Annotated in this window: 22 protein-coding genes and 1 tRNA gene; 14 read left to right on the top strand and 9 right to left on the bottom strand. The window is 42.8% G+C overall.

Translation table 11 applies throughout. The annotated features are described in order from the left end of the window. Positions 1–182 precede the first annotated feature (182 nt). The 4 genes from IPP74_03470 to tsaD are packed head-to-tail and all read left to right on the top strand — an operon-like array spanning position 183 to position 5,533. Entirely contained in the window at positions 183–560 is a 378-nt protein-coding gene (locus IPP74_03470; protein ID MBL0318351.1) for a TrbC/VirB2 family protein, read from the top strand. Positions 561–620: 60 nt separating this feature from the next. Continuing rightward, a complete protein-coding gene (locus IPP74_03465; GenBank protein ID MBL0318350.1) occupies positions 621–2,996 on the top strand; it encodes a hypothetical protein in 2,376 nt (791 codons plus the stop codon). A 15-nt stretch (positions 2,997–3,011) separates the two neighbouring features. After that, positions 3,012–4,475 (top strand): hypothetical protein, encoded by a 1,464-nt coding sequence (locus tag IPP74_03460; protein ID MBL0318349.1) that lies wholly within the window; start codon positions 3,012–3,014, stop codon positions 4,473–4,475. Positions 4,476–4,507: 32 nt separating this feature from the next. Beyond that, a complete protein-coding gene (tsaD, locus tag IPP74_03455) occupies positions 4,508–5,533 on the top strand; it encodes a tRNA (adenosine(37)-N6)-threonylcarbamoyltransferase complex transferase subunit TsaD (GenBank protein MBL0318348.1) in 1,026 nt (341 codons plus the stop codon). Between the two features lie 176 nt (positions 5,534–5,709). Here the strand turns inward: tsaD and IPP74_03450 are convergent, their stop codons facing one another. From IPP74_03450 to IPP74_03435, 4 genes are all read right to left on the bottom strand, one after another. Further along, a complete protein-coding gene (locus tag IPP74_03450; protein MBL0318347.1) occupies positions 5,710–7,545 on the bottom strand; it encodes an ankyrin repeat domain-containing protein in 1,836 nt (611 codons plus the stop codon). Then, entirely contained in the window at positions 7,538–8,188 is a 651-nt protein-coding gene (locus IPP74_03445; GenBank protein ID MBL0318346.1) for a DUF2497 domain-containing protein, read from the bottom strand. The genes IPP74_03450 and IPP74_03445 overlap by 8 nt, the downstream gene beginning before the upstream one ends. 226 nt (positions 8,189–8,414) lie before the next feature. Then, entirely contained in the window at positions 8,415–9,770 is a 1,356-nt protein-coding gene (locus tag IPP74_03440; GenBank protein ID MBL0318345.1) for a TolC family outer membrane protein, read from the bottom strand. Positions 9,771–9,814: 44 nt separating this feature from the next. Continuing rightward, entirely contained in the window at positions 9,815–10,447 is a 633-nt protein-coding gene (locus tag IPP74_03435) for a methyltransferase domain-containing protein (GenBank protein MBL0318344.1), read from the bottom strand. Between the two features lie 206 nt (positions 10,448–10,653). Between IPP74_03435 and IPP74_03430 the strand changes: the two genes are divergently transcribed. The 7 genes from IPP74_03430 (at position 10,654) to IPP74_03400 (ending at position 17,259) form a co-directional block, all read left to right on the top strand. Then, positions 10,654–10,728: transfer RNA gene (locus IPP74_03430), tRNA-Cys, on the top strand. A gap of 34 nt (positions 10,729–10,762) precedes the next feature. Continuing rightward, positions 10,763–13,090 (top strand): ankyrin repeat domain-containing protein, encoded by a 2,328-nt coding sequence (locus tag IPP74_03425; GenBank protein MBL0318343.1) that lies wholly within the window; start codon positions 10,763–10,765, stop codon positions 13,088–13,090. 14 nt (positions 13,091–13,104) lie between these two features. Further along, on the top strand, positions 13,105–14,502 hold the full coding sequence (gene argH, locus IPP74_03420; protein MBL0318342.1) for an argininosuccinate lyase: 1,398 nt from the start codon (positions 13,105–13,107) through the stop codon (positions 14,500–14,502). Beyond that, complete coding sequence (locus tag IPP74_03415; protein ID MBL0318341.1) at positions 14,499–14,840, top strand: hypothetical protein; 342 nt, start codon at positions 14,499–14,501, stop codon at positions 14,838–14,840. The genes argH and IPP74_03415 overlap by 4 nt, the downstream gene beginning before the upstream one ends. A gap of 15 nt (positions 14,841–14,855) precedes the next feature. Then, positions 14,856–16,127 (top strand): diaminopimelate decarboxylase, encoded by a 1,272-nt coding sequence (gene lysA, locus IPP74_03410; GenBank protein ID MBL0318340.1) that lies wholly within the window; start codon positions 14,856–14,858, stop codon positions 16,125–16,127. A gap of 40 nt (positions 16,128–16,167) precedes the next feature. Then, positions 16,168–16,335 (top strand): twin-arginine translocase TatA/TatE family subunit, encoded by a 168-nt coding sequence (locus tag IPP74_03405; protein ID MBL0318339.1) that lies wholly within the window; start codon positions 16,168–16,170, stop codon positions 16,333–16,335. A gap of 318 nt (positions 16,336–16,653) precedes the next feature. Continuing rightward, the gene (locus IPP74_03400) at positions 16,654–17,259 is read left to right on the top strand and encodes a transglycosylase SLT domain-containing protein (GenBank protein ID MBL0318338.1); all 606 of its coding nucleotides are present in this window, start codon (positions 16,654–16,656) and stop codon (positions 17,257–17,259) included. A gap of 136 nt (positions 17,260–17,395) precedes the next feature. Here the strand turns inward: IPP74_03400 and IPP74_03395 are convergent, their stop codons facing one another. The 5 genes from IPP74_03395 to IPP74_03375 form a co-directional block, all read right to left on the bottom strand. Then, positions 17,396–18,586: a sulfate ABC transporter ATP-binding protein gene (locus IPP74_03395; protein ID MBL0318337.1), complete on the bottom strand. Its 1,191-nt coding sequence runs from the start codon at positions 18,584–18,586 to the stop codon at positions 17,396–17,398. Positions 18,587–18,603: 17 nt separating this feature from the next. After that, positions 18,604–19,449, bottom strand: a complete 846-nt coding sequence (gene cysW / locus IPP74_03390) for a sulfate ABC transporter permease subunit CysW (GenBank protein ID MBL0318336.1) — start codon at positions 19,447–19,449, stop codon at positions 18,604–18,606. An 8-nt stretch (positions 19,450–19,457) separates the two neighbouring features. After that, the gene (gene cysT / locus IPP74_03385) at positions 19,458–20,306 is read right to left on the bottom strand and encodes a sulfate ABC transporter permease subunit CysT (protein MBL0318335.1); all 849 of its coding nucleotides are present in this window, start codon (positions 20,304–20,306) and stop codon (positions 19,458–19,460) included. Positions 20,307–20,314: 8 nt separating this feature from the next. Next, on the bottom strand, positions 20,315–20,746 hold the full coding sequence (locus tag IPP74_03380) for an Rrf2 family transcriptional regulator (protein MBL0318334.1): 432 nt from the start codon (positions 20,744–20,746) through the stop codon (positions 20,315–20,317). 80 nt (positions 20,747–20,826) lie between these two features. Next, on the bottom strand, positions 20,827–21,501 hold the full coding sequence (locus IPP74_03375) for a dienelactone hydrolase family protein (GenBank protein MBL0318333.1): 675 nt from the start codon (positions 21,499–21,501) through the stop codon (positions 20,827–20,829). A gap of 302 nt (positions 21,502–21,803) precedes the next feature. Here IPP74_03375 and rseP point away from each other — a divergent pair, with 302 nt between their 5' ends. Genes rseP through IPP74_03360 form a run of 3 tightly spaced genes read left to right on the top strand, consistent with a single transcriptional unit; the run spans position 21,804 to position 26,015 of the window. Continuing rightward, the gene (gene rseP, locus IPP74_03370; GenBank protein ID MBL0318332.1) at positions 21,804–22,937 is read left to right on the top strand and encodes an RIP metalloprotease RseP; all 1,134 of its coding nucleotides are present in this window, start codon (positions 21,804–21,806) and stop codon (positions 22,935–22,937) included. A 10-nt stretch (positions 22,938–22,947) separates the two neighbouring features. After that, positions 22,948–25,341, top strand: coding sequence for an outer membrane protein assembly factor BamA (bamA, locus tag IPP74_03365; protein MBL0318331.1), 2,394 nt, complete (start codon positions 22,948–22,950; stop codon positions 25,339–25,341). Between the two features lie 23 nt (positions 25,342–25,364). Continuing rightward, a complete protein-coding gene (locus IPP74_03360) occupies positions 25,365–26,015 on the top strand; it encodes an OmpH family outer membrane protein (protein MBL0318330.1) in 651 nt (216 codons plus the stop codon). Positions 26,016–26,017 lie beyond the last annotated feature (2 nt).

The following is a 26,017-nucleotide window of genomic DNA, read 5'->3' as shown; positions in this document are numbered from 1 at the left end:
CCCGTGATAGGCGGATTCAAGCTGACAAAAATGTTTACACATACTAATATATTATGGTATAATTATGGGTAAGCATGTAGAAAGTTTAGGCTTTCTAGCTGGGTTTTTAGGTGATTACTGTGTTAGTGCACTTGAGGTTCCTGGCGGTGTCCGTGCGGTTTTTGTTTATAAGGAGATAAGCCATGTTGGCCAAGAGTAATTTTACCATTAACACTGAGTCTGCATGGACCCTGTGTGTTGTTTTCTGTCTTGTTGCGGTATTCCTTGCTGTTCCAGAATTCAGCTTTGCTGTTGATACTGAGAACGTTATGGAAAAAATGCTTTGCAAAGTCAGAAATACGCTTGTTGGTCCCACCGGTAAAGTAATTGCAACCGTAGGTATTTTCTTCCTAGGTATTGGTTTATTCTTAGGTAAAATTTCTTGGGGTATCGCGATTGCCGTAGGTCTGGGTATTGCTGCCATTTTCGGTGCGGATACCATTATTAAATGGGCTTCTGGTACTGATGTTACCGGCACCAATTATGACTGCAGCGCATTCAATGCAACGACTACACCGTAATTAGTTTTAGAATTCATAAGGGGTGGCTTTAGCCGCCCCTTTTTTATTTCGGGAGGGGGCATGGCAAAGGGGTCATCTACAGAAACTAAGGTTTCATCGTCTTCGTCTGGATATTCTGTCCCTGTTCCTGATTATATTCCCTATACATGCCATTATGATCCTCACACCGTTATCTCAAAAAACGGAGAGCTGATTCAAGTTATTAAAATTACGGGATTTAATAGCGAGCGCGTCGGAGCTTTGCGTGAAGATTTGCGTGAAATCATTAAACGCGCCATCCGAGAAAATATTAAAGATGATCGATTTGTCCTGAGATTCCATACCATCAGAAAACGTAAAGACATTCGACTCGAAGGAAATTTTCGTGACGAAATTTCCCATCAGATTAATGATAGCTGGAATGATATTCACGATTGGAAAAATCAATTCGTCAATGAAGTCTATTTGTCGGTGGTCCATGAAGCACAGTTACTCAATATTAAAGATAAAAAAACGTTTATGCGGACATTGTCTGCAAAGCATGAGTTTGCTTATAGACAAAAATTCTTTGATGAATCATTTAGAGAATTAAATACTGCCGTTGAAGGGATGCTGAACAATTTAAACTCCTTTGGAGCTGCACGATTAGGCGTTATTAAAGTACATGGCGAATATTATTCTGAACTCATCAGCTTTTTTGGCAAAATTATTTTCTTGAGCGATATTTTGCTGCCTATGCCAACCATGGATATTTCTGAATATATGGCTACGCATCGTATTGCCTTTGGCTTTAATGCGGTTGAAGTATTGAGTAATAAAGGCATCAAGCATTTTGGTGCCTTATTTACGATCAAAGATGCTCCGTTCTTGACTCCAGAAACCCTCGATAAGCTTCTGCACTTGCCGCATGAATTTATTATTTGTCAATCGGGAGGTTTTGTTCCAGCGGCTATTGCCAAAGATGAATTTGATTACCGTAAGCGAGTTTTTGAAGTAAGTGGAGATGAAGAATTTAGCGTATCCATGGGGCTCCCTGAAATTACTGCTTTAGAAGGCGATACCAATTTTGTTAAACAATATGTGTCACTGATGCTTATCAGCGGAAATCTTCAAAAACTAGAAGAAGATGTCGCAGCCATTATAAGTGTGTTCCAAAAAATTGGGCTAGTACTTGTGCGTAGGGATGTCTTTTTGCAACAATGTTTCTGGGCACAGTTACCTGGAAATTTTCAATATATCCGTCATACCACGAATATGCCAGCCAGCAAGTTAGGTGGCTTTGCTACTATTTATAATTTTCCTGCAGGAAGCCGTGAAGACAATCATTGGGGAGAAGCCATTACGCTTTTTAGAACGGCCAATGGCACACCCTACTTTTTTAATTTCCATAAAGGAGATGTCGGACATACCTCCATTATTGGACCTTTGGGCATGGGAAAAACAGTGCTAACCAATTTTCTGATTGCGCAAAGTTTGAAATTTCAACCACGTATTCTTTATCTGGATTTGTTTAATGGTTCTGAAGTCTTTTTAAAGAGTATCGGTGCGAGTTATCATTTGGTCGGTGATAAGGATCAGTCCGTGACCATGAACCCATTTGCACTGAAGGATTCGCCAGAGAATAGAGAGTTTTTACTGGCGTTTATCAGTAATCTTCTTACTCACGGCACTAGCCTTTCAGATGCGAGTCATAAGTCAGAAATTCAAAATTTAATTACGGATATCTATAAACTTCCTGTTGATCAGCGCTATTTTTCAGAAATATATAAACAGCTGGCGGCTACTCACCCATTACTGGCAGACTTAACCGATTGGGTAGGAGAGGGAAAAAATGCGCCCCTGTTTGATAACCGTTCGGATAGTTTTTTAGAAGGTTTACCCATTATTGGTTATAACATCAGTAATCTTATTCACAATAAAGAGTGCTTGATGTCGTTTATGTCGTATTTTGTTTTCAGAATTAATACGCTCATAAGAGATAACCAAAAAACGATTATTGTGATGGATGAAGCGTGGAAAGTTCTTGATAACGAGGTGTTAGCACCGGTGGTTGAAAAGTGGCTTAATTATTTAAAAATACATAATAGTATGTTGATACTGGCTTCAGAGAGCCCAGAAGAAGTGAGCAAAAGTAAAATTACGAGTGGAATCGTTTCAAAGCTCGCCACCCAGATTTTTCTGCCTAACCCACAAGCCAAAGAAACGTATAAAAGTATTTTTGGGTTAAAAGACGTTGAATATTCTAAATTACGTGAAATGAATATTCTAAAACGCCAATTTTTGCTTAAACAAGGTGATGTTGCGGTAATCACCGAGTTAAATTTAAAAACGATGAAGTACGTGCATTTATTATCAAGTGATCAAAAAAAATCAGATTTAATGAAGGAATGTATTAAGGAAACAGGCGATGATCCTGTGGCCTGGGTTCCGTTGTTTATTTCGCGTGCAGGAGCATAGGGGGAGTCTCTAACGATGAATAAAATGCCTTGGGGGAGGTATTGTGTTGTTTTAGGGATGATTATATTCATCATGGCGTTTAGCTTGCCTAAAGCCTATGCCAATTTTATTATTGATCAAACCGTAGAACAAATTCCTGATGATCAAAATGATTATTTCAAACCCAAAGTGCATTTGTGCAATCACTGGTTATTTGGTATTATCGATTCCTGTGCCGATGTAACCTATACTGAATCGACCATTCTCGATGGAGCTTATTATTGTTCATTTCTAGAAGATGATTATAATATATGCGTTTACCTTGTCGATATCTGGAATAATTGCGATCCCAAAAATCAACCCGCGGTCACGATTGTTAAAAGCAAAATTGATTGTGTTGTCGTGCCGCTTGCACCATCACCCCCCCCTTTTTGTCAGGATAGAATAAGTAGGAATGCCCCAGCACTCGAGGTTGTTGCTCCTCCGTTGACAACGGCTAATGATTTTTTTCATCCTTCTGTGATGGTGCGTGTCAAAACGGATCCAAATAATTCAGTGGTTTTATATGCTATTCCAACGGGGACAAGTTCGCTGACGGTTGCTGAAACGCAGATTGATGTGACGACCGCTTTGAGCAACGATCAGGTGTGTGTCAATGAGACGGAACCGGATCAAAAGCAAATTGGATGTATCAAGCGTGTTGGCTATACCCCTACGGTGGTTGTTGCTCCGGTCAATTCCTCTAGGTCACAACCGCAAATTAATGTGACCTATGCCGGTGATCCTTCCAGATTGAGTATTACGTTGGCAAGCGGGCAGACGAAATCGCTCTATGGTGTTAATTACACGGCAATTCGTGATAATGTCGCACATAAATTATGTATAACAGGCGATGGGGCTAATTCAAGAGATCTGTTTGTCGCTTATATAAAAGACAGCAACGGCAAGATGCCGGGCCCTATCATCAGGCCTTTCGATTCGACGAACCCAAGCGATCTAATTTTATATGGCAATGCCAATGCAACCCAGGAAGTTCGTCCTAAAACACCTTCTGAGCTTGGATATTGCATTGATATTCCGGCTTCCTTAGTCTGTCAATCAACGCAATCAGTTAATATTTCAGCAAAATTAGAAAGTGGCGTAACGGTGGCTAATGTTGCTGTAGACAGTGATATCATTGTGCAAAATGTAACAGGCGAGATCTGTATCGACGGCTCCTCCTGTAGCCAGGACGGTGATTGGAAAACTGCCCCAGGTAGAAATACATGGTTTGATTATAAAATCGGGTCCAGTCAATGGACGAATCCCACGACCAGTTCAGCGCCTGGTTCCGCAGTCATGATTGGTGCAGGGGCGCAAACAGGAGATCTTGCATTGCGTATTGATGATGCTCCAGGACAATATTCAGATAATTCTGGCTCCTATCATGCAGATGTGGTAATCAATACACCGTATCCTGACAAAGATACTTGTCCAACCGGAACGACGGAAGTCAACTAAACCCATAAACTAAACCTATAAACATAGCCCCCATGAATATACTCGGTATTGAAACCAGTTGTGATGAAACAGCTGTAGCGCTTGTTAATGATCAACGGCAGATTTTAGGACACAAGGTATTGTCGCAGTATCTGGAGCATTTACCCTATGGTGGCGTTGTTCCTGAGATAGCTGCTCGTGCCCATATGGATCATTTAGACCAGCTTATCAAGGCCGTCATGGCAGAAGCGAATCTGGATTTCGATCAGATTGATGCTATTGCTGTCACAGCGGGGCCTGGGCTTATTGGTGGGGTGATGGTAGGCGTGATGATGGCAAAAGGATTGGCTTATGCTTTAAAAAAGCCTTTAATAGGTGTCAATCATTTGGAGGGACATGCTCTTACAGTAAGGTTAGTCGAGCCAGTTGCGTTTCCTTATTTGTTATTATTGGTTTCAGGTGGGCATTGTCAAATATTGGTAGTGAAGGGGGTTGGCCATTATCGATTATTGGGAACAACCATCGATGATGCTTTGGGAGAAGCATTTGATAAAGTAGCCAAAATGTTGGGGCTTGGATATCCAGGCGGACCTTTAGTGGAATCGCTGGCGGCAAAAGGCAACGGCCATGCCTTTGCATTACCTAGGCCGTTGATTCAGCAGCCCGGGTGTGATTTTTCATTTTCGGGTCTTAAAACGGCGGTTAAAAGACTGGTTGATGCACAGCCTTCTCTGAATGAAGCCATCCGCGCTGATATCTGTGCGTCATTTCAGATGGTGGTAGGTGATATTATTACCAATCGAATATTGAATGCGATGAACCAGGTGAAAACAGAAGAGATAGTACTCAATCGTCTGGTTATTGCCGGTGGCGTAGCGGCAAATCGCTACCTGCGTTCACGGTTGTGTGACGTTGCGGCAACGCAAGGTTATGAAGTGGTAGCACCCCCTTTAGCATTATGTACCGATAACGCGGCAATGATCGCTTGGGCAGGGGTGGAACGTTTTAAACGTGGACTCACTGATTCACTAGAATTGATCCCCAGGGCACGTTGGCCTTTGGCTGAAAATAATGAGTAGAAACGCAGTGACTGCTCGAACCTCTTGCCAGGTACTGGCGTCCCCTAATAAGAATGTCGAATGAATGAACGCAGGCCTCCATGGGGCCAACTTAGATATTAAAAGCAACATTAAGATATAAAAATAGCCTGATGGATCATCGACATGGATCATCGACTCGCACCTGGGAGTTAAGGTTAATAGTGCGAATAATTCTGATTCGGTTGTGTTGGGTAGGTCGGCATTGTTGGCCAATAGGCTTCCGGTGCGCGTGGCAAAGGAGCCGCTGGTAAATACGATGATGACGAATCATACGAAGCAGATGAGGCCTGTCCTTGATATGCCCCTAATTCCTTTTGTATTTTATAGCTGGTTAACAAATCAGCCGTAGCAGTTTGCCGCGAAGCCTGGGCAATAGCCGCTGCATCATAACCGAAATCATCAGTTGCGTTGATGTCTGCTCCACGACCCAATAAATATTCGACCAGTTCTGTTTTTCCATATGAACTGGCCACCATAAGTGGCGTGCGTCCATACACATCTTTTGTAGCTATATCGGCTTCATGATTTAACATAAAATGTACCGATTTAAGGTCACCATACCGACAGAGGACAAGCAGGATTTTGTTAACATCGCTCCCTTTGTTAATAAAGGTTTCCAGTAATTCGTAATGTCCTTTTTCTAACAATGACATAATATTCAAATTACCTGCACTATCGACAGCATTGGGATCCGCGCCCATTTCAAGTAACGCTCTTACGATATCGGAGCGGCCAATATACGAAGCAGCAACCAAAGGTGTATAACCGCGATCGGTGACCAAATTGGGATTGGCTCCTTTTGCCAGCAGGAAACGAACGGATTCTATTTTTCCGCCACGGATAGCATAAATGAGTGGAGTATCACCCTTATTATTTTTTATATCGACCTCGCGCTTCGTGTTGAGAACAGCGCGTAACCCATCTACATTGCCTTCAGCTGCCAATTTGAAAAGCATAGAATCCCGTTCTTTTTCATATTCGACTAAAGGCAGGTGCTTATTTTCTTTGGTATATTCTTTTTTGCTGATTCGAGGGGACTGGAGAAATGTATCGGCTTGCAACCGAGGCTTACGCTTGGGTATGGGAATAAACTCCTCTAGTACGCCACTTGAATTGGCACTTTCGTCTGTCGTTGACATCCGTCCTTCTTCCTGGATTTCAGGATCAGAAAAGAACAAGCCCTCTTCCTTTGCAAGCGGAGCAGCCGCCTTTGCGCTTTTTGAGCCAGTTTGCGGGAGAATAGGTTTATTAGGCAATGAACCTTTGGGGAGTGATTCACCCGGTAAAAGACCTGTTTCAGGCGTTGTTTTACGTGCGGCATCGAGGCTGGCAGGAGGGACGATCACTCCCTCTGCGGCACCGGAGGCAGGTGTTTTGGGGGTATCTTTATCGGTCGTTGAGGTCGCCGGTTTTTTATCTTCTGTTTTTGCTTTGGCCGGGGGCGTTGCTGCCGGAGAAGGCCCTTTTTCTGAGGGAGCTGCAATCGCAACACTCGGTGTTTTATCGACAGAAGGGGTCGCAACGGGAGCTGTTGTCTTTTTCGTTTCGCGACCATAAGGGGTATTCGCTTTACTGGTCATCGAATTGGTCAGGTTTTTGGCATCAATATCCACATCGTTTTCTGTGTTTCTAAGGACGGAACTAATATCATCCGTCATATCACTCGGAGTTGACAACAACATCGGGTTTGTGTTTTTAGATGAGGACGGGGCAGGGGTGATGACCGTTACTTGATTTTTATTAATACCGATATTAGGCGTAATCAGAGTTGTTGTTTTGGGAGCCGCATCTTTAGTGGCTGTCGTTGTTGCAGATGGGGCTGTTTTATCTTTTTCATTGGAGGTGTCGGATAAACCAGGCAATGGTGGTAATTCAGGCAAGTCTGTTGGACTTTGCGCAAAGGCTCCATGTGAAGAGACGCCTAACATAAAAACAGTACCTAAATTAGCCAGGGTAGCCAGGTAACGAACATAATTTTTTTTCTTAAACATGCGTATCTTCTGCTTGGGGGATAAGACGTCGAATTTCTTTTTCGACAATTTGTTTGACTAATCCGGGAAGGTGTTCGTTAAGCCATTTACCTAATTCGGGCTTTAATGCCTCAATGACGAGATCTTCCATCGTGCTTCCAGACCGGAAATGAATGCCACTTTGTTGGAACTTAGGGAAGGTCGTAACTAGATCTCTGATGGCATCGGCTGACTGGTTAATGGCTTCTTCTGTTAAAAGGCCGGAAGATTTAGATTGGCGGTCATCGCGGTGGCTTTTTTCAGTTTTAGCAAATGGCGTTTGCGCTACGGCTTTATCAATATGGTCAAGGACATCGGTGGCTGCACTGATTGAATCAGTGCTATGTTGTGTTGTTTCAGGCGTAGGTATTGATCGTGTCTCAAGGGCTGGGGCATGCGTAAGCGACGTAACAGAACCATCCTCATTGAGAACATCCGTCAATTCGAGCACCTCATCATCATCCTGAGGGAAGGAGGGGCTAGAAGCCTGAACTTGCGAGGGAACCGTGGCAGATGTTGGTTTCTTACTTTCGGGAGAGGCTGCATCACCACCCGCAATGACACTGCGTATGGTTGTCAACAATTCTTCCATGGATGTATCTTCCTGTAAGGGCTGATTACTCACACGCAATTCCTTTATTTAAAGTCCAATGAATTTCGAATAATCCTAAGTCAAATGCTGTTTATTAACAACAAAATACCCTTGGGTTTATCCGCACTAACAAAGACAGTATACCAATCTGGTTAAAAATGTACAAGCTAGAGAAAAAAAGATAACAAAAACGACTTAACAGAAGAGAAAAATAGAAGGCTCAGGTGCTTAAGAGATTGGCTTGCTTCCCTATTTGCGCCTAAAAAAGTGCATGTTTAACTTTATTATAATTCTCAACAGGGTTATAGCTTTGCACCGGTAAGTTTAGTCCCTGGGCGGTAAGAGTGCCTGTGAGTTGCTTAATATAATAAGCATTTATAATTTCATCATGCTGTGATTGGACTAATTTAACTTTAGCAGTAAATAAGTCACGCTCCTGATCCAGCACGTCGATTAATGTACGGGTGCCTGCTTTCATCTCCTGCTCTACCCCGTCTAAGGCAATCGTGGCTGCTTTCACCGATTCCATGGTTGAAGAAATAGATGCTTTGGAGACCATATAGCTTTCCCATGCAGATAGGGTGGCTTCCCTTACGCGGTTTTCAGTATCCATCGTGGTGTAAGAACGGCTGGAGGCAATCTTTTTAGCCTGGCGTAAACGTGAATACTCTGCTCCTGACTGATAAAGGGGGATGCTTACATTAACGTAGTAACGCTGCGTATCAATGGATTTGCCATCCAGATAAGCGGCACCATCTTCATTGGATAGCGTGGTATTAAAGGAGACTTGCGGAAAAAGTGGTGCTCGGTTTAGCGCTATCGTTTTTTCAGCACCTTTTTGATCGTATCGTGCCTGTAATAATTGTGGGTTGTTTGCCAGTGCCGCACTGATAGCTTCTTCGAGCGAGTTTGGCATGGAGGGAGGATAATACGGCATAAAGAGCCCTTGCGGTTGTTCGCCAATAACCCTTAGATACGTCGCTTTAGATTTTTGCAGGTCGCCTTCGGCCGAAATACGATTGGCAATCGCATCGGACAAGCGGGCATTCGATTGAGCAACATCGGTTTTGGTGACTTCCTTAAGCTCAAAACGTTGCTGGCTTGCATCTCGATTTTTCTGTAAAACCTGTTCATTTTCTAGATGAAGCCTGACAATTTCTGTATCCCGTAACACCCCCATATAGGCGCTGATGGCTGCATGCAATACTTGTTCTTCTACGTTGGCTAGGTTGGCACGACCCGACAAAATGGCATAATCCGCACGTTCCATATCTGCCATGGTTTTTCCGCCTCTAAAGAGTGGCTGCGAAAAAGTCAATTGTTCAGTAGAAGTAGAATAGGATTTATTAGGTAAGGACCCTGTTTTATTGGACTCACTGCCTGCTTGAAAATTAGCACCAAGGTTTGGAAGCCATCCTGAAAAGGCTTGAGAAGCCTGTTCATCTGTTGCTTTTAGATTTTCAATTTCAGATTTTAGCTGCGGATTATTCAAATAAGCCTGAGTGAGTGCCTGTAGAAGATCTCCCGCATGTGCAGGCAATGTGGGGAACCCCATGCTAATAAGCACAATGACTAGAAAAATAGATTTGGATAAAAACAAAGTCTGAATCTTCATAAGGTGCTTTTGAGTTAAAAATGGTTGGTTAATAGTGCAATGGTTTAATGACGAATTAAGAGGGCTTGTTCAAATTTAAAAACGGATTGAGCCGCAATTCCACTGTTTGTACGTTGATAAACCATGATTTCAATAAATGGTTTATTAGTGGAAATCAGCGCAACACAGCGGCCTTGTGGGGCAAGTTGGTTTAGGATTTCTTCTGAAATTGACGAAGAGGGCGTTTCAACAAAAATGGCTCGATAAGGTTGGTTCTCACCAAATCCTTCGTTTGAATTGCCTTGATAAAAACGGACATTGGCGAGATTGAGCTTCTGACATAGTTGTGTGGCACGAGTTAAGAGCTCGCCGTCTTTATCAACTGCGGTCACCATTCGGGATATTTTGGCAAGGAGAGCCGAAGTATAACCGCTTGCGCAGCCAAGATGTAAGACATTGGTACACGAATCGATATGCAGGTAACTAAGGCATCTTGCCAGCAACGCCGGTGGCATGAGGTTTCTGTTCTTGGAACAAGGCATAACGCCATCCATATAAGCCGCATCTTTAAAGTGAGGTAACACAAACTCATGTCGGGGTGTTTCAAGAAATGCCATTTGAAGCGATTCTTGTATGGCTACAACGGGCAATATCTGGTTAGTAAGCATGAGGGAGGTGGTTTTAAGAAAATCCTGCATCCGAATAGATCCTTCTATTAAATCGGCGTTTTATAAATCGGCGTTTTATGCTTGGTAAGGATAACAACCTCTTGATTTTCAGGCAATAGTCTTTTTGAAGATTTGATACGAATTCTTGTGAAATATCTGGTTTTGGCTTGACCCGCGAGGGTTATTCCGCTATTAAGGAAGATCAAATCGGGTATTATCCGACTAAATAGTACACTGGCTGGGTAGCAAAGTGGTAATGCAGGGGACTGCAAATCCCCTATGCGTCGGTTCGATTCCGACCCCGGCCTCCATAAACAAAACCGATTATTAAAGGCTGAGAGTCACATGTCTCCACTTCGTCACAAATGTCTTGTAACCGTTGCCTCGCTTGTCGGCTTTCTAAGCTTCGGTCTTCACACAGAATTTGCAGACGCAGAAGTTGCCAAAATGGAATTCAAAGATCCGTTAGTAGCGGCCGCTGACCAAAATTTTTCTACCGAAGTTATGTCGCTCCTCAAAAAAGGACATGCTGTAAATGCAACATCTGATTTTGGGACGACAGCTTTAATGCGGGCTGCTTACAGAGGCAATGTTGAGATTATTAATGCTTTAATAAAAGCAGGTGCAGATGCTAATCTGCGTGACGTGGGTGGTGCATCCTCACTCGGGTTGGCTGTCCGCCAAGGAAATGCTGATGCCGTGACTGCGCTTATCAAAGGCGGTGCGGATGTCAACCAACCAGATAATGAGGGCTGGTCACCTTTAATGAGGGCGGCATATCTAAAAGATACCACTATTTTTAAAACATTATTAAGCAATGGCGCCGGCGTTAATTATGTCAATAAAAATGATGAGTCCCCTTTGACTGAAGCGGTTCGTGCGGGTAATGCAAACGCGGTGACCTTGTTATTAAAACAAGGTGCCCATTCAGCGACGGCATTGGATATTGCTAAACGAAAACATGCCGATTCTATCATCCAATTGTTGGAGAAGGGACCTGTGCTGGCTATGTCTGAGCGCGAAGTCGAGACAGCTGCCTTGAAGGATCCAAATGGCAATGTATATCAAGGATTAACACCGCCTTCGGTTGATTCGTCTGCTAAAGTTACTTCTGCGGCTAAGGAAGTGAAGGCTGATTCAGATAAATGGAATGCGTCTAACGCTAATAAATTTGTGTTGCAACTTGGATTGTTTGACAATGAAGAAGTAGCAAAGAAAAAACAAGCGGAAATTAATAATGGCTTTCCTGAATTGCTTTCAGATTTAACCTTAAGTATCACAAAAACCAATATGGGGCCTGGACAAACGGGCGCTTATGTGTTGCGTGCAAATTCTTTTATCAAAGAAAGTGCGGCTCGTGATCGCTGTGCCAAACTGGCCTTGAGGGATGTTGAATGTCTTGTGATTGAGCAATCAAGTACTGATCCACTTGCAACAGCCATACCACCTGTTGTTGCTGCCCCTGAGAAAAGCTTGATTGAGAAACCCGAGGCGTTTCCTGCGGTAACCGGTGTAGATAACCCCGTCGTCGGCACCCCTTGGTCTGCGCCAACTCCATCGTTAGAGGTGCCTTTATCGCCATCAAAGGACATTAAAACGGCTCCTAAAAATGGAGTGCTCGATGCGGATGAGGTCAATGAATCCAATCCATTTAATTCTAGCTCTGCGTGGACTCCACTGGAAAAGAATGCGTCTAACCCTCAAGCAACAGAAGAGAAGATCGTTTCTCCAAAAGATAAAAATGTGACGGCTAGCCCTTCGCCAAAGAATGATAAACCAAGCAATGATAAACCAAAGAATGATACAGTAGCTAAAAAAACTTCGATTGATAAAGACGTTAAAAAGCCTTCGATTGATAAAGAAGCAACCATCCAGACAAAGCCTGCTGTTATTCCAGTGGAGCCGGTTAGCGCACCTAAAGAGGTCTCTCATAATTCCCGTGAAGCTGCCATGAATAAAGATATCATCAGTACGCGTCCCGGGGTAGGTGTTTCTGAGGCCGTACAAATTTCTGCAGAATCGCCCGTGCCGATGGCAAATGTGGTTATTCCCGGCAGTGAAAATTTATGGGCAGAACTTGGTAACTTTACCGATGCTAAAGAAGCTGAACAATTTTGGGGTCACCTTTCGAAGCCATCTTCAATTACTGTTAAATTCCTTGAGCCTGCTGTTGCAAGGGTTGAGGGTGGTAATGCCTATATTCAGGCTGGACCCTTTGCTTCCGTTGACGCCGTAAAAGGTTTCTGTGATGCCATTGATAACGATGTTGATTATTGCCAGCGTGTTGTTCAGGTGATTCAAAACAGAGATATCAGACAAGTTAAAGTGATGAATCATCAGGTCGTCAGGTATCAGGATCAGAATCCTTATGGTCGCAGTCCTTATTATACTGGCGGTGGCGATCCTTATGCTGTCTCAGGTACGGGCATTTGGTTGCAATTGGGTAGCTTTGCCAATGAAGGCATTGCACGCTCACGCTTCCAGGAAATTCGTCGACATGCTTCGAAAGACTTAGAGTTTGTTGAACCGGTTATTACTTCATCTCCCTATATTAACGGCTCAAAACAAAGTTATCGTTTAAGGGTTGGCCCGTTTGCCAGTGCTAGCGAAGCTTCGGATTTAAGCGAGCGTTTGAAGATGCAAGGTATCTTGTGTATGGTTATCACCAAATAAGGTGTAAATAGAGTATGGCTTCTAAAAAACAGGCTAATAGGATGTGGGGTGGCCATTATGATCAAGGGCCGTCTAAGATCATGGAAGATATTAATGAATCCATTAGTTTTGACCATGTGCTCTATAGCCAGGATATCCGAGGTTCGTTGGCGCATAGTGAAATGCTTGCTAGACAGCAGATTTTAACACAAGCAGAAAAAGAAGCCATTCACGACGGTCTTCATCGTATTGAAAGCGAAATAGAACAAGGCAAGATGGAATTTTCTACCAGCCTTGAAGACATCCATATGCATGTGGAATCGCGTTTGCAGGAAATTATCGGCGATGTTGCCGGAAAGCTGCATACGGCACGTTCACGAAATGATCAAGTTGCTACCGATTTTAAATTATTTGTGCGCGATACCTATGATGCCCTTGATCAACGTTTGAAGGCTGTTCAAAGCGCATTACTAAAAAGGGCGGCAGAGCATGCAGAAACTATTTTACCTGGTTTTACGCATCTTCAAGCAGCGCAACCTGTTACGTTTGGCCATCACTTACTTGCCTATGTTGAGATGTTAAGACGGGATCGTAGTCGTGTTGCCGATGCAAGAAAACGCCTGAATGAATGTCCGCTTGGTGCAGCAGCCCTGGCTGGAACATCCTTTCCTATTGATCGTCACCTCACCGCTGAGTTACTTGGATTTGATGGTCCCACACGCAACTCACTTGATTCAACATCAGACCGCGATTTTGCGATTGAATTTTTAAGTGTTGCCAGCTTGATTTCTATGCATCTTTCACGTTTTGCTGAAGAGATTGTGCTCTGGTGCAGCCCAGGTTTTCGTTTTATTACCTTATCAGAATCATTTACGACAGGTAGTTCGATCATGCCTCAGAAGCGTAATCCAGACGCAGCTGAATTAGTGCGTGCTAAAACCGGCAGGGTTTATGGCGCGTTATTATCATTACTTACTGTGATGAAAGCGCTGCCACTGACATATAGCAAAGATATGCAGGAAGATAAAGAACCTGTATTTGATGTTGCTGCAACGCTTCATTTAAGCCTGGCCGCTATGGAAGGCATGATCAAGGATATGTTCATTAATAAAGACCGGATGCTGGCACTTGCAGGTCAAGGTTATGCTACGGCTACGGATCTTGCAGATTGGCTGGTACAGAATCTACACATTCCTTTTCGTAAAGCGCATCACATTACTGGAAGGATTGTCCGGCTTGCCGAAGCAAAACCCTGTGAATTGCATGAACTGAAGCTTGATGAGCTTCAGTCAGTAGAGCCGGGAATTAATGCGTCGATTTTTGATGTTCTCACCGTGTCGAAGTCGGTTAATAGCCGCCAGAGTTTTGGAGGGACTTCACCATTGAGAGTTAAGGAAGCTATTAGCCATGCCCAAAAGGAATATCTGAAATGATAAAACAGAGTATTCTGATAGGTGCGGGATCATGGATGTTCCTAACATCCTGCGGTTTTCGTGGCGATTTGGTGCATGGTGACCGTGTGATGAAAAAACGTGCTAAGGACCAAATTCAGATAGAATATCAAGCGCCAAATTCTCCGATTGTGGATACGCCTGCACCTGATCCTGGTATCATTGACCAGATGCATGAGGAACAGACGACCAATCAAATACCTGTACAAGGTTTAGATCAGGAGCCTCAAGCGGTTGTTCCAGATCCTCAGGATTCAGGTAAACGTGATTCTGAATCGCCGGTTGGCGTTGATGAGGATACGCGTAATCAAACCCATTAATCAAAAGTAGTTGTTATGGATCATTTTAATTATAAGCATGGGGTATTGTACGCTGAAGATGTACCCGTAAGCGACATTGTTAAACAGGTGGGTACACCTGTTTATATTTATTCATCGGCTACAATTCAACGGCACTACCGCGTTTTTCTGGAGCCGTTTCCATCGTCTTTGAACGTGATGTTGTGTTATGCGGTAAAAGCCAATGATAATAATGCTATTATTAAGCTGTTAGCCAATGAAGGAGCCGGTGTCGATGCTGTCTCGGGTGGAGAAATCAGACGAGCACGCATAGCAGGAGTCAATCCAAAGAAAATCGTTTTTTCCGGTGTGGGTAAAACCACAGAGGAGATGGCGTATGCCCTAACAGAAAGGATCCTTCAATTCAATGTCGAATCCGAGGAAGAATTGCGGACCTTAAGCCAGGTTGCCGAATCATTAGGTATGACCGCGAACATTGCAATTCGCCTTAATCCTGATATCGATGCAGGAACTCACCATAAAATCTCAACTGGTAAAAAAGAGCATAAATTTGGAGTGGAGTGGCAGAGAGCCAAGCATATCTATCGTTTGGCGGCGGATCTTCCCGGTATTAATCCGTGTGCTATCTCGATGCATATTGGTTCACAATTGCTTGATCTTGAGCCTTTTCGGAAAGCGTTCAGCAAAATTGCTGAACTGCTTAAAATGTTACGAGGCGAGGGACATATTATTACGAGGCTTGATTTAGGTGGTGGTCTTGGAATTCCCTATCATGAAGAGGTTATTCCTCCGACGCCTAAGGATTATGCGGATGTCGTCAGTGAGGCAACCAAAGATCTAGGCTGTAGCTTAGTATTTGAACCAGGTCGTTTGATCGTGGGTAATTCGGGCATTTTGGTAACCCAGGTTATTTATGAAAAGAAAACAGAAAGCCGAAATTTTCTGATTGTAGATGCCGCTATGAATAACCTGATTCGTCCTACGTTATATGATGCCTATCATCATATAATTCCTGTGGTTCAATCGAGCTCTAACACCGTGCAGCATCTCGTGGATGTCGTTGGACCTATTTGTGAAACCGGCGATGTGCTTGCGATGCAACGACTTATGCCCACCTGTAATCCAGGCGATTTATTAGCCATACGCTCTGCTGGCGCCTACGGTTCGGTGATGGGGTCAACCTATAATTCAAGGCCGCTGTTAGCTGAAGTTATGGTAAAAGGTGATACGTTTGATGTGATACGGCCTCGACAGACCTACGAGGAGTTATTTGCTAAAGATCATATCCCCACTTGGCTTAAGGCATAATAAAGAGTATAATCAACACATAACTTTGAAAGGAGCCTTTATGGGTATCTGGAAATTACTGCTTCTTGTTATTGCTATTTTTATTCTTTTTGGTGCCGGAAAACTGCCACGCGTGTTGGGTGACTTGGGAGTAGGTATCCGTAAATTCAAAGATGGGCTTAATGAAGGCGGTGATATTAAAGACGTTACGCCTAAAGAACCTAAATAGTTTTACACAAACAAATATGGCTGTCAAAATAACGACAGACCATGAGCACCAGCGTTAGTTCAGAGCTCTTCCGTAATCAGTTGCGGCTCACACTCCATTCCTATGGCGAAAAAGAATGATAGAGGTCCGGCTTGAAGAAGCGGTGGCTATGACGGGGTATTGTTATCGTTATATGACAAAACATCTCTGTCAAAATAATATAACAATCTAATAAGTCAATGGTAAAAAGTTGTAGAAAGTGTAATTTATAGCTTAAAATACTTCACCAAATCATGTATAATTGATCTATTCATTTTTTAATGGAAAGTAGGGAGGAGTATGAAGCGTATTACATTACTATACATATCTATATTTATGGTTCTTGTTGGTCTTTCGTTGGTTCCTAATGAAACAAAGGCCAGTAAAGATGATGCGGTTGCTTCAAAAGGAAACATTTGCGAACGTTATTTCCATTATTTTGAAAGCAAACAACAAATCCCAGCTAAATTATTGAACTCAGTGTCGATGGTTGAATCGGGGAAATTTGATGAAGCAACTCAAAAAATGGCACCTTGGCCTTGGACAGTTAATGTGAATGGAAAAGGCTATTATTTCAACTCAAAGAAAGAAGCTATCCAGTTTGTGAATCAACAACGTAAGCTTGGCCGCAACAGTATGGATTTAGGTTGTATGCAAATTAACCTGAAATACCATGGTAAAGAATTCGTGAGTATTTCACAAATGTTCGAGCCGCGTTATAACATCGCTTATTCTGCGCGCATGCTTAAAAACAGTTATAAAGACGTCAATAGCTGGAAAAAAGCGGTGGGTCTTTATCATTCAGCGACCCCAGCCAGAAGTCGTGATTATTCCGATAGAGTATTTGCTATGTGGAAAAGTCTTAAAAATCAAAAAAACAATATCGAAGTGGCTATGGCTAGATAAAGCGATCATGATCCTAATGTTAAAAAACTCTCTGCCAGATGGCAGGGAGTTTTTTTATCCTGAAAGAGCAGATATTGGGTGTTTATGGATCAGTCGTTTTAAAGGCTCTTTTTAGGTTTATGAATTGAATGTTAGGCTACTCAAAGACGCGCCAATTTTTGGGTCTTATATAAATTAAATCACCTTTGATAATTTCTAGTTTATCCACTACATTTTTTTGAACTTCGGCATAAATAACCTGGAGGTTTTTACGCTGTAATTCCATTTTAACCAGCGAACCTGCTGGGTTGATGTGAACAACACGTGCCTCGATATACTCACCCTGATCCATGGTTTTATTGACAAAAATTTCATGTGGTCGGGCAAAGAGTTTAACAGGCTTGCCTTCTGTTGGGATCGGTTCTTTTTTTACAGATTGCTTAGGGGAGCTGTCGTTTTCATCACCAAATAAGTTCGGAATGACTTTTTTACCCAGTTTCTTTAATTCAGGATAACGGCTTAAGAGCCCTTTATCTTGAATGTTATAAGGGCTTTTAAACGGTTTGGCTATGACATCAAAGTCGATAAGATGGACATTGCCACTGTCATCCTGCCAGCCATCAAAAGCATTATAATTTCCAAGAAAGTCATAAATAAATGAATTCACGGGATGATGGTACACTTCTTCTGGTGAACCTACTTGTTCTATGCCGCCTTGATTCATCACCACCACACGATTGGCAACTTCCATGGCTTCTTCCTGATCATGCGTTACCAGAATGCTTGTGAGTTGAATTTCGTCATGAAGGCGACGTAACCAGGATCGCAATTCTTTACGTACTTTGGCATCAAGTGCGCCAAAAGGTTCGTCTAGCAACAAGACTTTAGGCTCAACCGCCAAGGCACGGGCAAGCGCCACGCGCTGCCGTTGACCACCTGAAAGTTCATGGGGAAAACGGTCATGAAAAGCATCGAGGTGAACCAAGGCCAATAATTCAAACACTTTGTTACGAATTTCGTGTTTGGCTAAACGTTTATCGCGTGTTCTGACATTAAGGCCAAAGGCAACGTTATCAAAAACAGTCATATGTCGAAACAAGGCATAGTGCTGAAACACAAAACCAACATGGCGACCGCTATCCCCTGTTGGTGTCTCTTCGCCATCAAAGGAAATGACCCCTTTATCAGGAGATTCAAGACCGGCGATAATACGCAATAAGGTCGTTTTTCCAGAACCTGAAGGGCCTAATAAGGCTAACAATTCTCCTGATTCAACATCCAGGTTAACATTATTAAGAGCAACGAAGCCGCTAAATTTTTTATACACATTTTCAATGTGAATGGGCATGGAAGTCTCCAGTAAGATTAGGTCGATTGGTTAGAACTATGGAAATGTTTTTCAACGATCCATTTAACAATCAAGGTCAATAATGCCATGAGCGATAAAATAGAGGCAACTGCAAATGCAGCAGTAAAATTATATTCGTTATAAAGGACTTCCACATGTAAAGGAATCGTCATTGTTTCTCCTTTAATATGCCCTGATACCACAGACACAGCACCATACTCGCCCATGGCGCGTGCCGTACACAGGAGCACTCCGTAAACCAAAGCCCAACTGATATTGGGAAGGGTTACACGCCAGAAGGTTTGCAAGCCGGATGCCCCCAGAAGGATGGCGGCTTCTTCTTCTTCAGTACCTTGTTCTTGCATAAGGGGGATGATTTCACGAGCAACAAAAGGAAACGTCACAAAAATAGTGGCAAGCACAATGCCTGGAACGGCAAAGACAATCTGCAAATTATGCTCACTAAGCCAGTCGCTAAAGATTGAATGGGCACCAAAAAGAATGACATAAATAAGTCCTGATATAACAGGAGACACCGAAAAAGGAAGATCAATTAACGTGATTAAAAAATGTTTCCCGGCAAATTCAAACTTGGTAATAGCCCAACTGGCAACGACCCCGAATATTAAATTGAAAGGTACAGCGATAGCCACGACCAGTAAGGTTAATTTAATGGCAGAGATGGCATAGGGGTCAAGGATATCAGCTATATAGGCATGATAGCCCTTGCTGAATGCCTCGGTAAAGACAACAATAATAGGCATGCCAATGATAAGAAACAGGGCAACAATACTCAGTACGATGAGTAAGGCTCTTACAAGAAAAGGTTCGGTTACGGTATGATTCATATGCTTACTGAACATGGTTATCCTTACCTACTTAAGTACCGAGAACTCCATTTCTGGAGCATATTAATCACAAAAAGCATCAAAAATGATACCAGCAACATAACAACCGCGATGGTAGTTGCTCCCTGATAATCATATTGTTCAAGCTTGGTCACAATAATAAGCGGAATGATTTCTGATTTAAATGGCATATTGCCAGCAATAAAAATAACGGAACCGTATTCTCCCAGGCACCTGGCAAAAGCCATGGCAAAACCCGTGATCAGGGGAGGGAGGATATAAGGAAAAATCACCATGCGAAAGGTTTGCCAACGATTGGCACCTAAACAGGCTGCAGCTTCTTCGACCTCTTCTTCAAGATCTTCAAGGACGGGCTGCAAGGTCCGGACCACGAACGGCAGGCTTACGAAAATGAGTGCCGCAATAATTCCCAGCGGCGTAAAGGCAACCTTGATTCCCAGCGGCTCTAAATATTGACCGATCCAGCCATTGGGCGCATAGAGTGCCGTAAGGGTAATTCCAGCAACGGCTGTAGGAAGGGCAAAGGGTAAATCGACCATGGCATCCATCAGACGTTTACCTGGAAACTGGTATCGTACCAACACCCATGCTAGCATTAATCCTAGAATAAGATTGATGAGGGCTGCGATGAATGAGCAACCAAAGGTGACTTTATAAGAAGCCACCACACGGGGATCTGTTGCAATTTTAAACATTTCCGCAAAACTTAAATGAAACGACGAAAAGAACAGGCCTGATAACGGTATGAGGACAATGAGGCATAAATAGGTCAAGGTTAATCCGAGGGTCAGGCCAAAACCCGGTACGATTGTATGGCGTTTAAGGATGGATATTTTGGGATATTTATACATGGCAAAACTTAAACTCCAGAACCTATCGACGGATTTTCAAGCATTTCAGCCAGTGTCTTATTATCTAAAACACCTGCGATGGCATTGCGTACTTCAAGCATGATTTTTCTGATTTCGCAAAGATTTTCATCCGGGCAATCATCACATTTTTGATAAGCAGTTATGCTGGCACAGCGTATAGGGGCCAACGGCCCATCAATGACGCGCACAAGGTTGCCTACGCTGATGAGAGCTGCAGGACGAGAAAGAAAATAGCCACCAAAAATACCGCGTTTACTATCAACGAAACCATGATGCTTAAGCTCAAGCAAAATGGCTTCCAGAAATTTCTGAGGAACATCCGCCTCGTTGGCAATGACTTTTATCTGGATCATGCGTTTTTCATGCCGTGCCAGAACGATCATCGCACGTAGAGCATATTTTGCTTTCATCGATAACAAAGGGCTACCCACTAAATTAATGTCTATAAAATGTATATAGTTTAATTTCTACAAAGTCAATAGGGTTTTTACGGTTGGCCTTATTTTTCGCTGATAATGTCAAAGGTGTGTTGCAAGAATGCCGCGCCTATTTGCAGGCCGGCTGGGTCAATACCATGGCCTAAATCCTGTTGAGAATAAGCAAGAACCGGGACATCAAGGTTCTGCAAAGCCTGGTATGCTTCCTCAAATGCGATAAAGGGTACTACTACATCTGCTTCACCATGAATAAGGCATACTTCTGGTTTTGATTGGATTTCATCTTTGAGTCCTGCTGGGTCGATCAAGGCTCCAGAATAGCTAACAACCCCTTTGCAGCCTTCCTCCCAGCGGAGGCTGCAGTATAAAGCAACCATACCTCCCTGTGAAAAGCCAATCATGGCCACCTCGTCAAATGTTAACGTGAGTTCTTTAAGTTTAGATTCAATCGCCGCTTTGAGTGTTACCGAAGCAATAGCAGCTCCAGCTTTCAATGATTCGGCCGATCGATCCTGCAGGCTAAACCATTGTCTGCCATAAGGTGCAAGGTCATAAGGAAATGGGGCGTCGTAGGAAACAAAATGGGCATCAGGAAGGAATGGCGCTAATTCATCCGCCAGTGGAAAAAGATCGGATTTGTCTGCCCCAATTCCATGCAAAAAGACAATCAGCTGCTTTGGGCTGTTGCCCGAAGCAGGCGGTTGTTCAAGATAAGAAAGCGCCTCACGTTGATTCATAGTTATAATTTCCTTTGTTCAGTATGATGGCGTAGATTTTAGAAAAAACAACAAAAGTTTTTATTTTTTTGCTTTAGGAAATGATTTCGGTGAAGTTCTAGGCGTATTCGTCAATTTGAAGATACCCCCAAAAGGCACTAACCTAAAAAGAGCAGTTAAAACGAGTCAAGCGAGGCATCAGCACCGAATATACGCTATTTTTAGGATTAAAACTATTTATAAACAATATTTGTATTTTTTTGACATACATGTTATAAGTCGGGAGGGCACCTTAGTTTTATGATTTGTGTCCAGGATGGTGTATGGAAAAATTAATAGATTTGTTATTTCAGTGGAACGTATTACACGCATGGTATTACGCGGCCAGTTTCTTTATTATTATATCAATCATCGTTTTTATACATGAGTTGGGCCACTACACGGTTGCTAAACTGTTCGGGGTTAAAGTGGAAGCTTTTTCAATTGGCTTTGGCAAAGAACTTGTTGGCTGGAATGACCGTTCTGGTACCCGTTGGAAAATCAGCCTATTGCCTCTGGGTGGCTATGTCAGAATGTTTGGCGATGCCAATCCGGCCAGTTTTCCAGAACTAGGTATCAATGAATTACCAGAATCGCAACGCAAACAGGCGTTCTTTTTTAAACCGCTATGGATTAAAGCCGCCGTTGTTTTTGCTGGGCCTTTCGCTAATTTTCTTCTTACGTTCTGTATTTTGTCAGGTTTTTTCTATGTGTATGGCCAGAGGATCGTTTTACCTATTGCCGATGAGATTATGCCTAATACCCCCGCTTTTGCTGCTGGTATTAAAGCTGGGGACAAGGTGCTAAAAGTTGATGGGGAAAATGTTAATTCATTTGCGGACTTACAGCGAATTATAAGTCTTCATCCCGGTATTACGGTTACGTTGGTTATTGAAAGGAGTGGCAAGCCTATTACGTTGGCCGTTACGCCTAAAGACTATACAACAAAAGATATTTTTGGTAATGAGACACGTATTGGTTTACTAGGAATTGCTTCTAAAACAGAAGCTGAAACCCATCCTCTTTCACTTCCTAATGCGATGGGGGAGGCGGTCAAAGAAACGTATGATATGTCTGCGTCAACCTTACTGGCAATGAAACAGATGGTTGTAGGGCAGCGTAGCGTTAAAGAATTAGGCGGTCCGATTAAAATTGCTAAGTATTCAGGGCAGTCAGTGCATCGTGGGTGGAAGACAGCAATATGGTTTGTCGCCGTGTTGTCACTTAATTTAGGTCTCATTAATTTATTTCCAATTCCAGTTCTGGACGGGGGGCATATATTCATATACGCCATACAGGGGATTATTCGCCGTCCGATACCTCCCAAGATTTTAGAATATGGAATGCGAGTTGGGCTTGCATTAATCAGTGCTTTGATGATATTTGTGATACTGAATGATATTATGGGTTATTTCTAAAGGTTGTGGTATGTTTCGTTTTATGCGTTGTGTTAGTTTGGCGTTTCTTTTGTGTCAATCGCTGTGGTTCTCAACTGCGTTTGCCACATCTATAGGTCGTAGTGCTGATAAAACCTCATCGCTCGAATCGGAAAAAGCCAGTACTGATTTGGGCGGTTTACAGATGGCTGAAGCGCGGTCTGAATCGGTGGCAGTCAGTTCGCAGCGTATCAAGATTGCCGCTATCCGTGTTAAAGGTAATCAGCGGATAGAAAAAAGCACGATAGAAAATTATCTAGCGATGCCAGTTGGTTCTGATTTTGATGATGCAAAACTCAGCGAAGGTGTAAAACACCTTTATGAAACAGGGCTCTTTGGTGATGTAGATGCTCGATTACGTGGCGATGAAGTTGAGGTAACCGTAGTTGAAAACCCAGTTGTTTCACAAGTTAGCTTTGAAGGAAACAAACGGATTGAAGATGATAAATTATTGCCGGAAATCAAATTGACGCCACGTTCGGTTTATACGAAATCTAAATTACAAGCCGATGTAAAACGCCTTCAGGAAGTGTATCGTCAGCATGGTCGTTACGCAGTGAAGGTGGAGCCAAAAATTATCAATAAAGATCAAAACAGGGTTGACCTTGTCTATGAGATTGAAGAAGGGCCTAAAGCCAATGTTGATCAAATACTCTTTGTGGGTAATAAACATTTTTCGGATAACAGGCTTCTGGGGATTGTAAGCACCAAAGAGTCGCATTGGTACCGCTTCTTTTCCAGTACCGACACCTATGATCCCGACAGACTATCTTTCGATAAAGAATTGCTCAGAAAATTCTATGTCCAACGAGGATATGCGGACTTCCAGGTTGTTTCCGTTACGTCCGACCTTAATCCTAAGCAGGATGGGTTTATCGTAACCTATACCGTGGATGAGGGAATCAAATATAATTTTGGTGACATTTCCGTCAACAGCGCTTTCAAAAATCTTGAAAAAAACAAGCTGATGGAAAAGGTCAAAACCAAAAAAGGGCAGTTGTTTGATGCCAAACAGGTTGAAAAATCTGTGGATTCTTTAGTTGAGTATGCGACCGATCACGGTTACGCTTTTGCTGATGTTGACCCTCAGTACAAGAGAGATGCTAAGGCGCGTACCGTTTCAGTCGTTTATCAAATCAAAGAAGGGCCAAAGGTATACGTTAACCGTATTGATATCAATGGCAATAACAGAACACTTGATAAGGTGGTCCGTCGCGAATTCAGAATTCAAGAGGGTGATCCATACAATGCAGAACAGATTCGTCGTTCTAAAGAACGTATCCAGAATTTAGCTTTCTTTGAGAGGGTCAATGTTGATAACAAGCCAACCCAGTATCCTGACAAAGTGGATATTGATGTTAATGTTAAAGAAAAATCAACCGGCGAATTGACATTCGGTGCAGGTTATTCCACGACCGATGGTATCGTTGGAAATGTCAGTATTCGTGAGCGGAACCTCTTAGGAAAAGGCCAAGATCTTAAATTGAGTTTTGAGCGTGGTCAGCGTGGGATGCAGATTGATCTTGGGTTTACCGAGCCTTATTTCATGGATAGAAACATTGCAGCAGGTTTCGACGTGTTTAAAATATCAAGAGATAATACGGATGAGAGTTCCTATAGCATTGATACCGTTGGGGGAACATTAAGAGCCTCGTATGATATTACAGAATATTTAACGCACTCGGTGCACTATTCGTTGCGTAAAGATGATATTCAGGATGTTAATGCAGCATCATCGGTCTTTGTTCAGGCTCAGCAAGGTGAGCATACAACGTCTTCTATCGGGCATACCCTAATGTATGATAAAAGAGATAGTAAATTCAATCCTAGTAAAGGTTATTATCTGCGGTTAAATCAGGAGTTCGCCGGTGTTGGTGGCGATGGACAATTCATCCGCAATGAGCTCAGAACTGGTGTTTTCTTTCCGGTCCTTACAGATGATGTTGTGTTTAAGCTGGTTGGAAAAGGTGGAAATATCTTTGGTTGGGGGGGCGAAGATGTTCGCTTAAGTGATCGCTTCTTTGTCGGTGGTCAGCAAGTTCGGGGATTCAAAAGTTCGGGGGTTGGTCCTCGCGATAGTGCAACAGCAGATGCGTTGGGCGGGAATAATTATTATGTTGGAACCACGGAGCTTGAATTTCCTTTAGGTACGCCTGATGAGTTAGGGTTACGTGGTGCTATTTTTGTGGATGCAGGATCACTGTGGGGAACAGATGATTCAGGTGCAACCTTACAAGATAGCAATTCACTCAGAGTATCTGTTGGTGCAGGTCTTGCTTGGAGTTCTCCGCTTGGTCCAATTCGGATTGATTTAGCTGAGGCCATCAAGAAAGAAGATTTTGACGAAACAGAACTTATTCGTTTCAATTTTGGTACACAATTTTAAGGATTTAAACAGGAGTTATGCTTATGAAAAAAACACTATTAACCGTTATCTTGGCAACATCATCGCTGATGCTGATGTCATCCGTGTCTCAGGTATGTGCACAAACCACAGCAGCAGCTGTGGCGCCTGCAGCGGCTCCAGCAGCAAAGAAGATTGCTGTAGTTGATACACAACGTATCATGAAAGAATCGCTGGCTGCTCAAGATGCTAAACGTCAGCTGGAAGCCCTGACTGATAAATATCGTAAAGATGTAGCCAAGCAGGAAGAAGAGCTGGGCAAAAAAGAGAAGGAACTGGGCACTCAGAAAAATGTATTGTCTGCAGATGCTTTTGAACAAAAAAGAAAAGAATTTAAAGATCAGTATATTGCTGCGCAACATAAGGTGCAGGATGACCGTGAAAAATTGGATAAATCACTTGCTGATGCCAATAACAAAATTCAAAATGCGGTTAAAGATATTATTAATAACCTGGCCAAACAACAAGGTATTGATTTGGTTATGCCGTTAAATAATACTTTCTATACCAATCCTAGTTTCGATATTACCGATGATGTTAAAAAACAATTGGACGCTAAATTGCCAAAAGTAACCATCGTTGTCTCTGATTCATCAGATAAAAAATCTGGTGATGCCAAGAAAACCTCTAAACAGGACTCAAAAAAAGGTAACTAATT

The organism is Alphaproteobacteria bacterium (assembly GCA_016722515.1).
Classification (GTDB): domain Bacteria; phylum Pseudomonadota; class Alphaproteobacteria; order Rickettsiales; family JADKJE01; genus JADKJE01.
Note: the sequence above shows the minus strand (reverse complement) of the source record. Positions and strands in the feature narration are given on the sequence as shown.

What these genes read in the sequence shown, in the direction of transcription:
- IPP74_03405 (MBL0318339.1), top strand. Translation starts at nt 16,168, where the DNA reads ATGGGTATCTGGAAATTACTGCTTCTTGTTATTGCTATTTTTATTCTT.
- argH (MBL0318342.1), top strand. Translation starts at nt 13,105, where the DNA reads ATGGCTTCTAAAAAACAGGCTAATAGGATGTGGGGTGGCCATTATGAT.
- IPP74_03435 (MBL0318344.1), bottom strand. Translation starts at nt 10,447, where the DNA reads ATGCAGGATTTTCTTAAAACCACCTCCCTCATGCTTACTAACCAGATA.
- lysA (MBL0318340.1), top strand. Translation starts at nt 14,856, where the DNA reads ATGGATCATTTTAATTATAAGCATGGGGTATTGTACGCTGAAGATGTA.
- IPP74_03440 (MBL0318345.1), bottom strand. Translation starts at nt 9,770, where the DNA reads ATGAAGATTCAGACTTTGTTTTTATCCAAATCTATTTTTCTAGTCATT.
- IPP74_03425 (MBL0318343.1), top strand. Translation starts at nt 10,763, where the DNA reads ATGTCTCCACTTCGTCACAAATGTCTTGTAACCGTTGCCTCGCTTGTC.
- IPP74_03395 (MBL0318337.1), bottom strand. Translation starts at nt 18,586, where the DNA reads ATGCCCATTCACATTGAAAATGTGTATAAAAAATTTAGCGGCTTCGTT.
- cysT (MBL0318335.1), bottom strand. Translation starts at nt 20,306, where the DNA reads ATGTATAAATATCCCAAAATATCCATCCTTAAACGCCATACAATCGTA.
- IPP74_03470 (MBL0318351.1), top strand. Translation starts at nt 183, where the DNA reads ATGTTGGCCAAGAGTAATTTTACCATTAACACTGAGTCTGCATGGACC.
- IPP74_03450 (MBL0318347.1), bottom strand. Translation starts at nt 7,545, where the DNA reads ATGTTTAAGAAAAAAAATTATGTTCGTTACCTGGCTACCCTGGCTAAT.
- IPP74_03465 (MBL0318350.1), top strand. Translation starts at nt 621, where the DNA reads ATGGCAAAGGGGTCATCTACAGAAACTAAGGTTTCATCGTCTTCGTCT.
- bamA (MBL0318331.1), top strand. Translation starts at nt 22,948, where the DNA reads ATGTTTCGTTTTATGCGTTGTGTTAGTTTGGCGTTTCTTTTGTGTCAA.
- IPP74_03415 (MBL0318341.1), top strand. Translation starts at nt 14,499, where the DNA reads ATGATAAAACAGAGTATTCTGATAGGTGCGGGATCATGGATGTTCCTA.
- tsaD (MBL0318348.1), top strand. Translation starts at nt 4,508, where the DNA reads ATGAATATACTCGGTATTGAAACCAGTTGTGATGAAACAGCTGTAGCG.
- IPP74_03460 (MBL0318349.1), top strand. Translation starts at nt 3,012, where the DNA reads ATGAATAAAATGCCTTGGGGGAGGTATTGTGTTGTTTTAGGGATGATT.
- IPP74_03375 (MBL0318333.1), bottom strand. Translation starts at nt 21,501, where the DNA reads ATGAATCAACGTGAGGCGCTTTCTTATCTTGAACAACCGCCTGCTTCG.
- IPP74_03400 (MBL0318338.1), top strand. Translation starts at nt 16,654, where the DNA reads ATGAAGCGTATTACATTACTATACATATCTATATTTATGGTTCTTGTT.
- cysW (MBL0318336.1), bottom strand. Translation starts at nt 19,449, where the DNA reads ATGTTCAGTAAGCATATGAATCATACCGTAACCGAACCTTTTCTTGTA.
- rseP (MBL0318332.1), top strand. Translation starts at nt 21,804, where the DNA reads ATGGAAAAATTAATAGATTTGTTATTTCAGTGGAACGTATTACACGCA.
- IPP74_03360 (MBL0318330.1), top strand. Translation starts at nt 25,365, where the DNA reads ATGAAAAAAACACTATTAACCGTTATCTTGGCAACATCATCGCTGATG.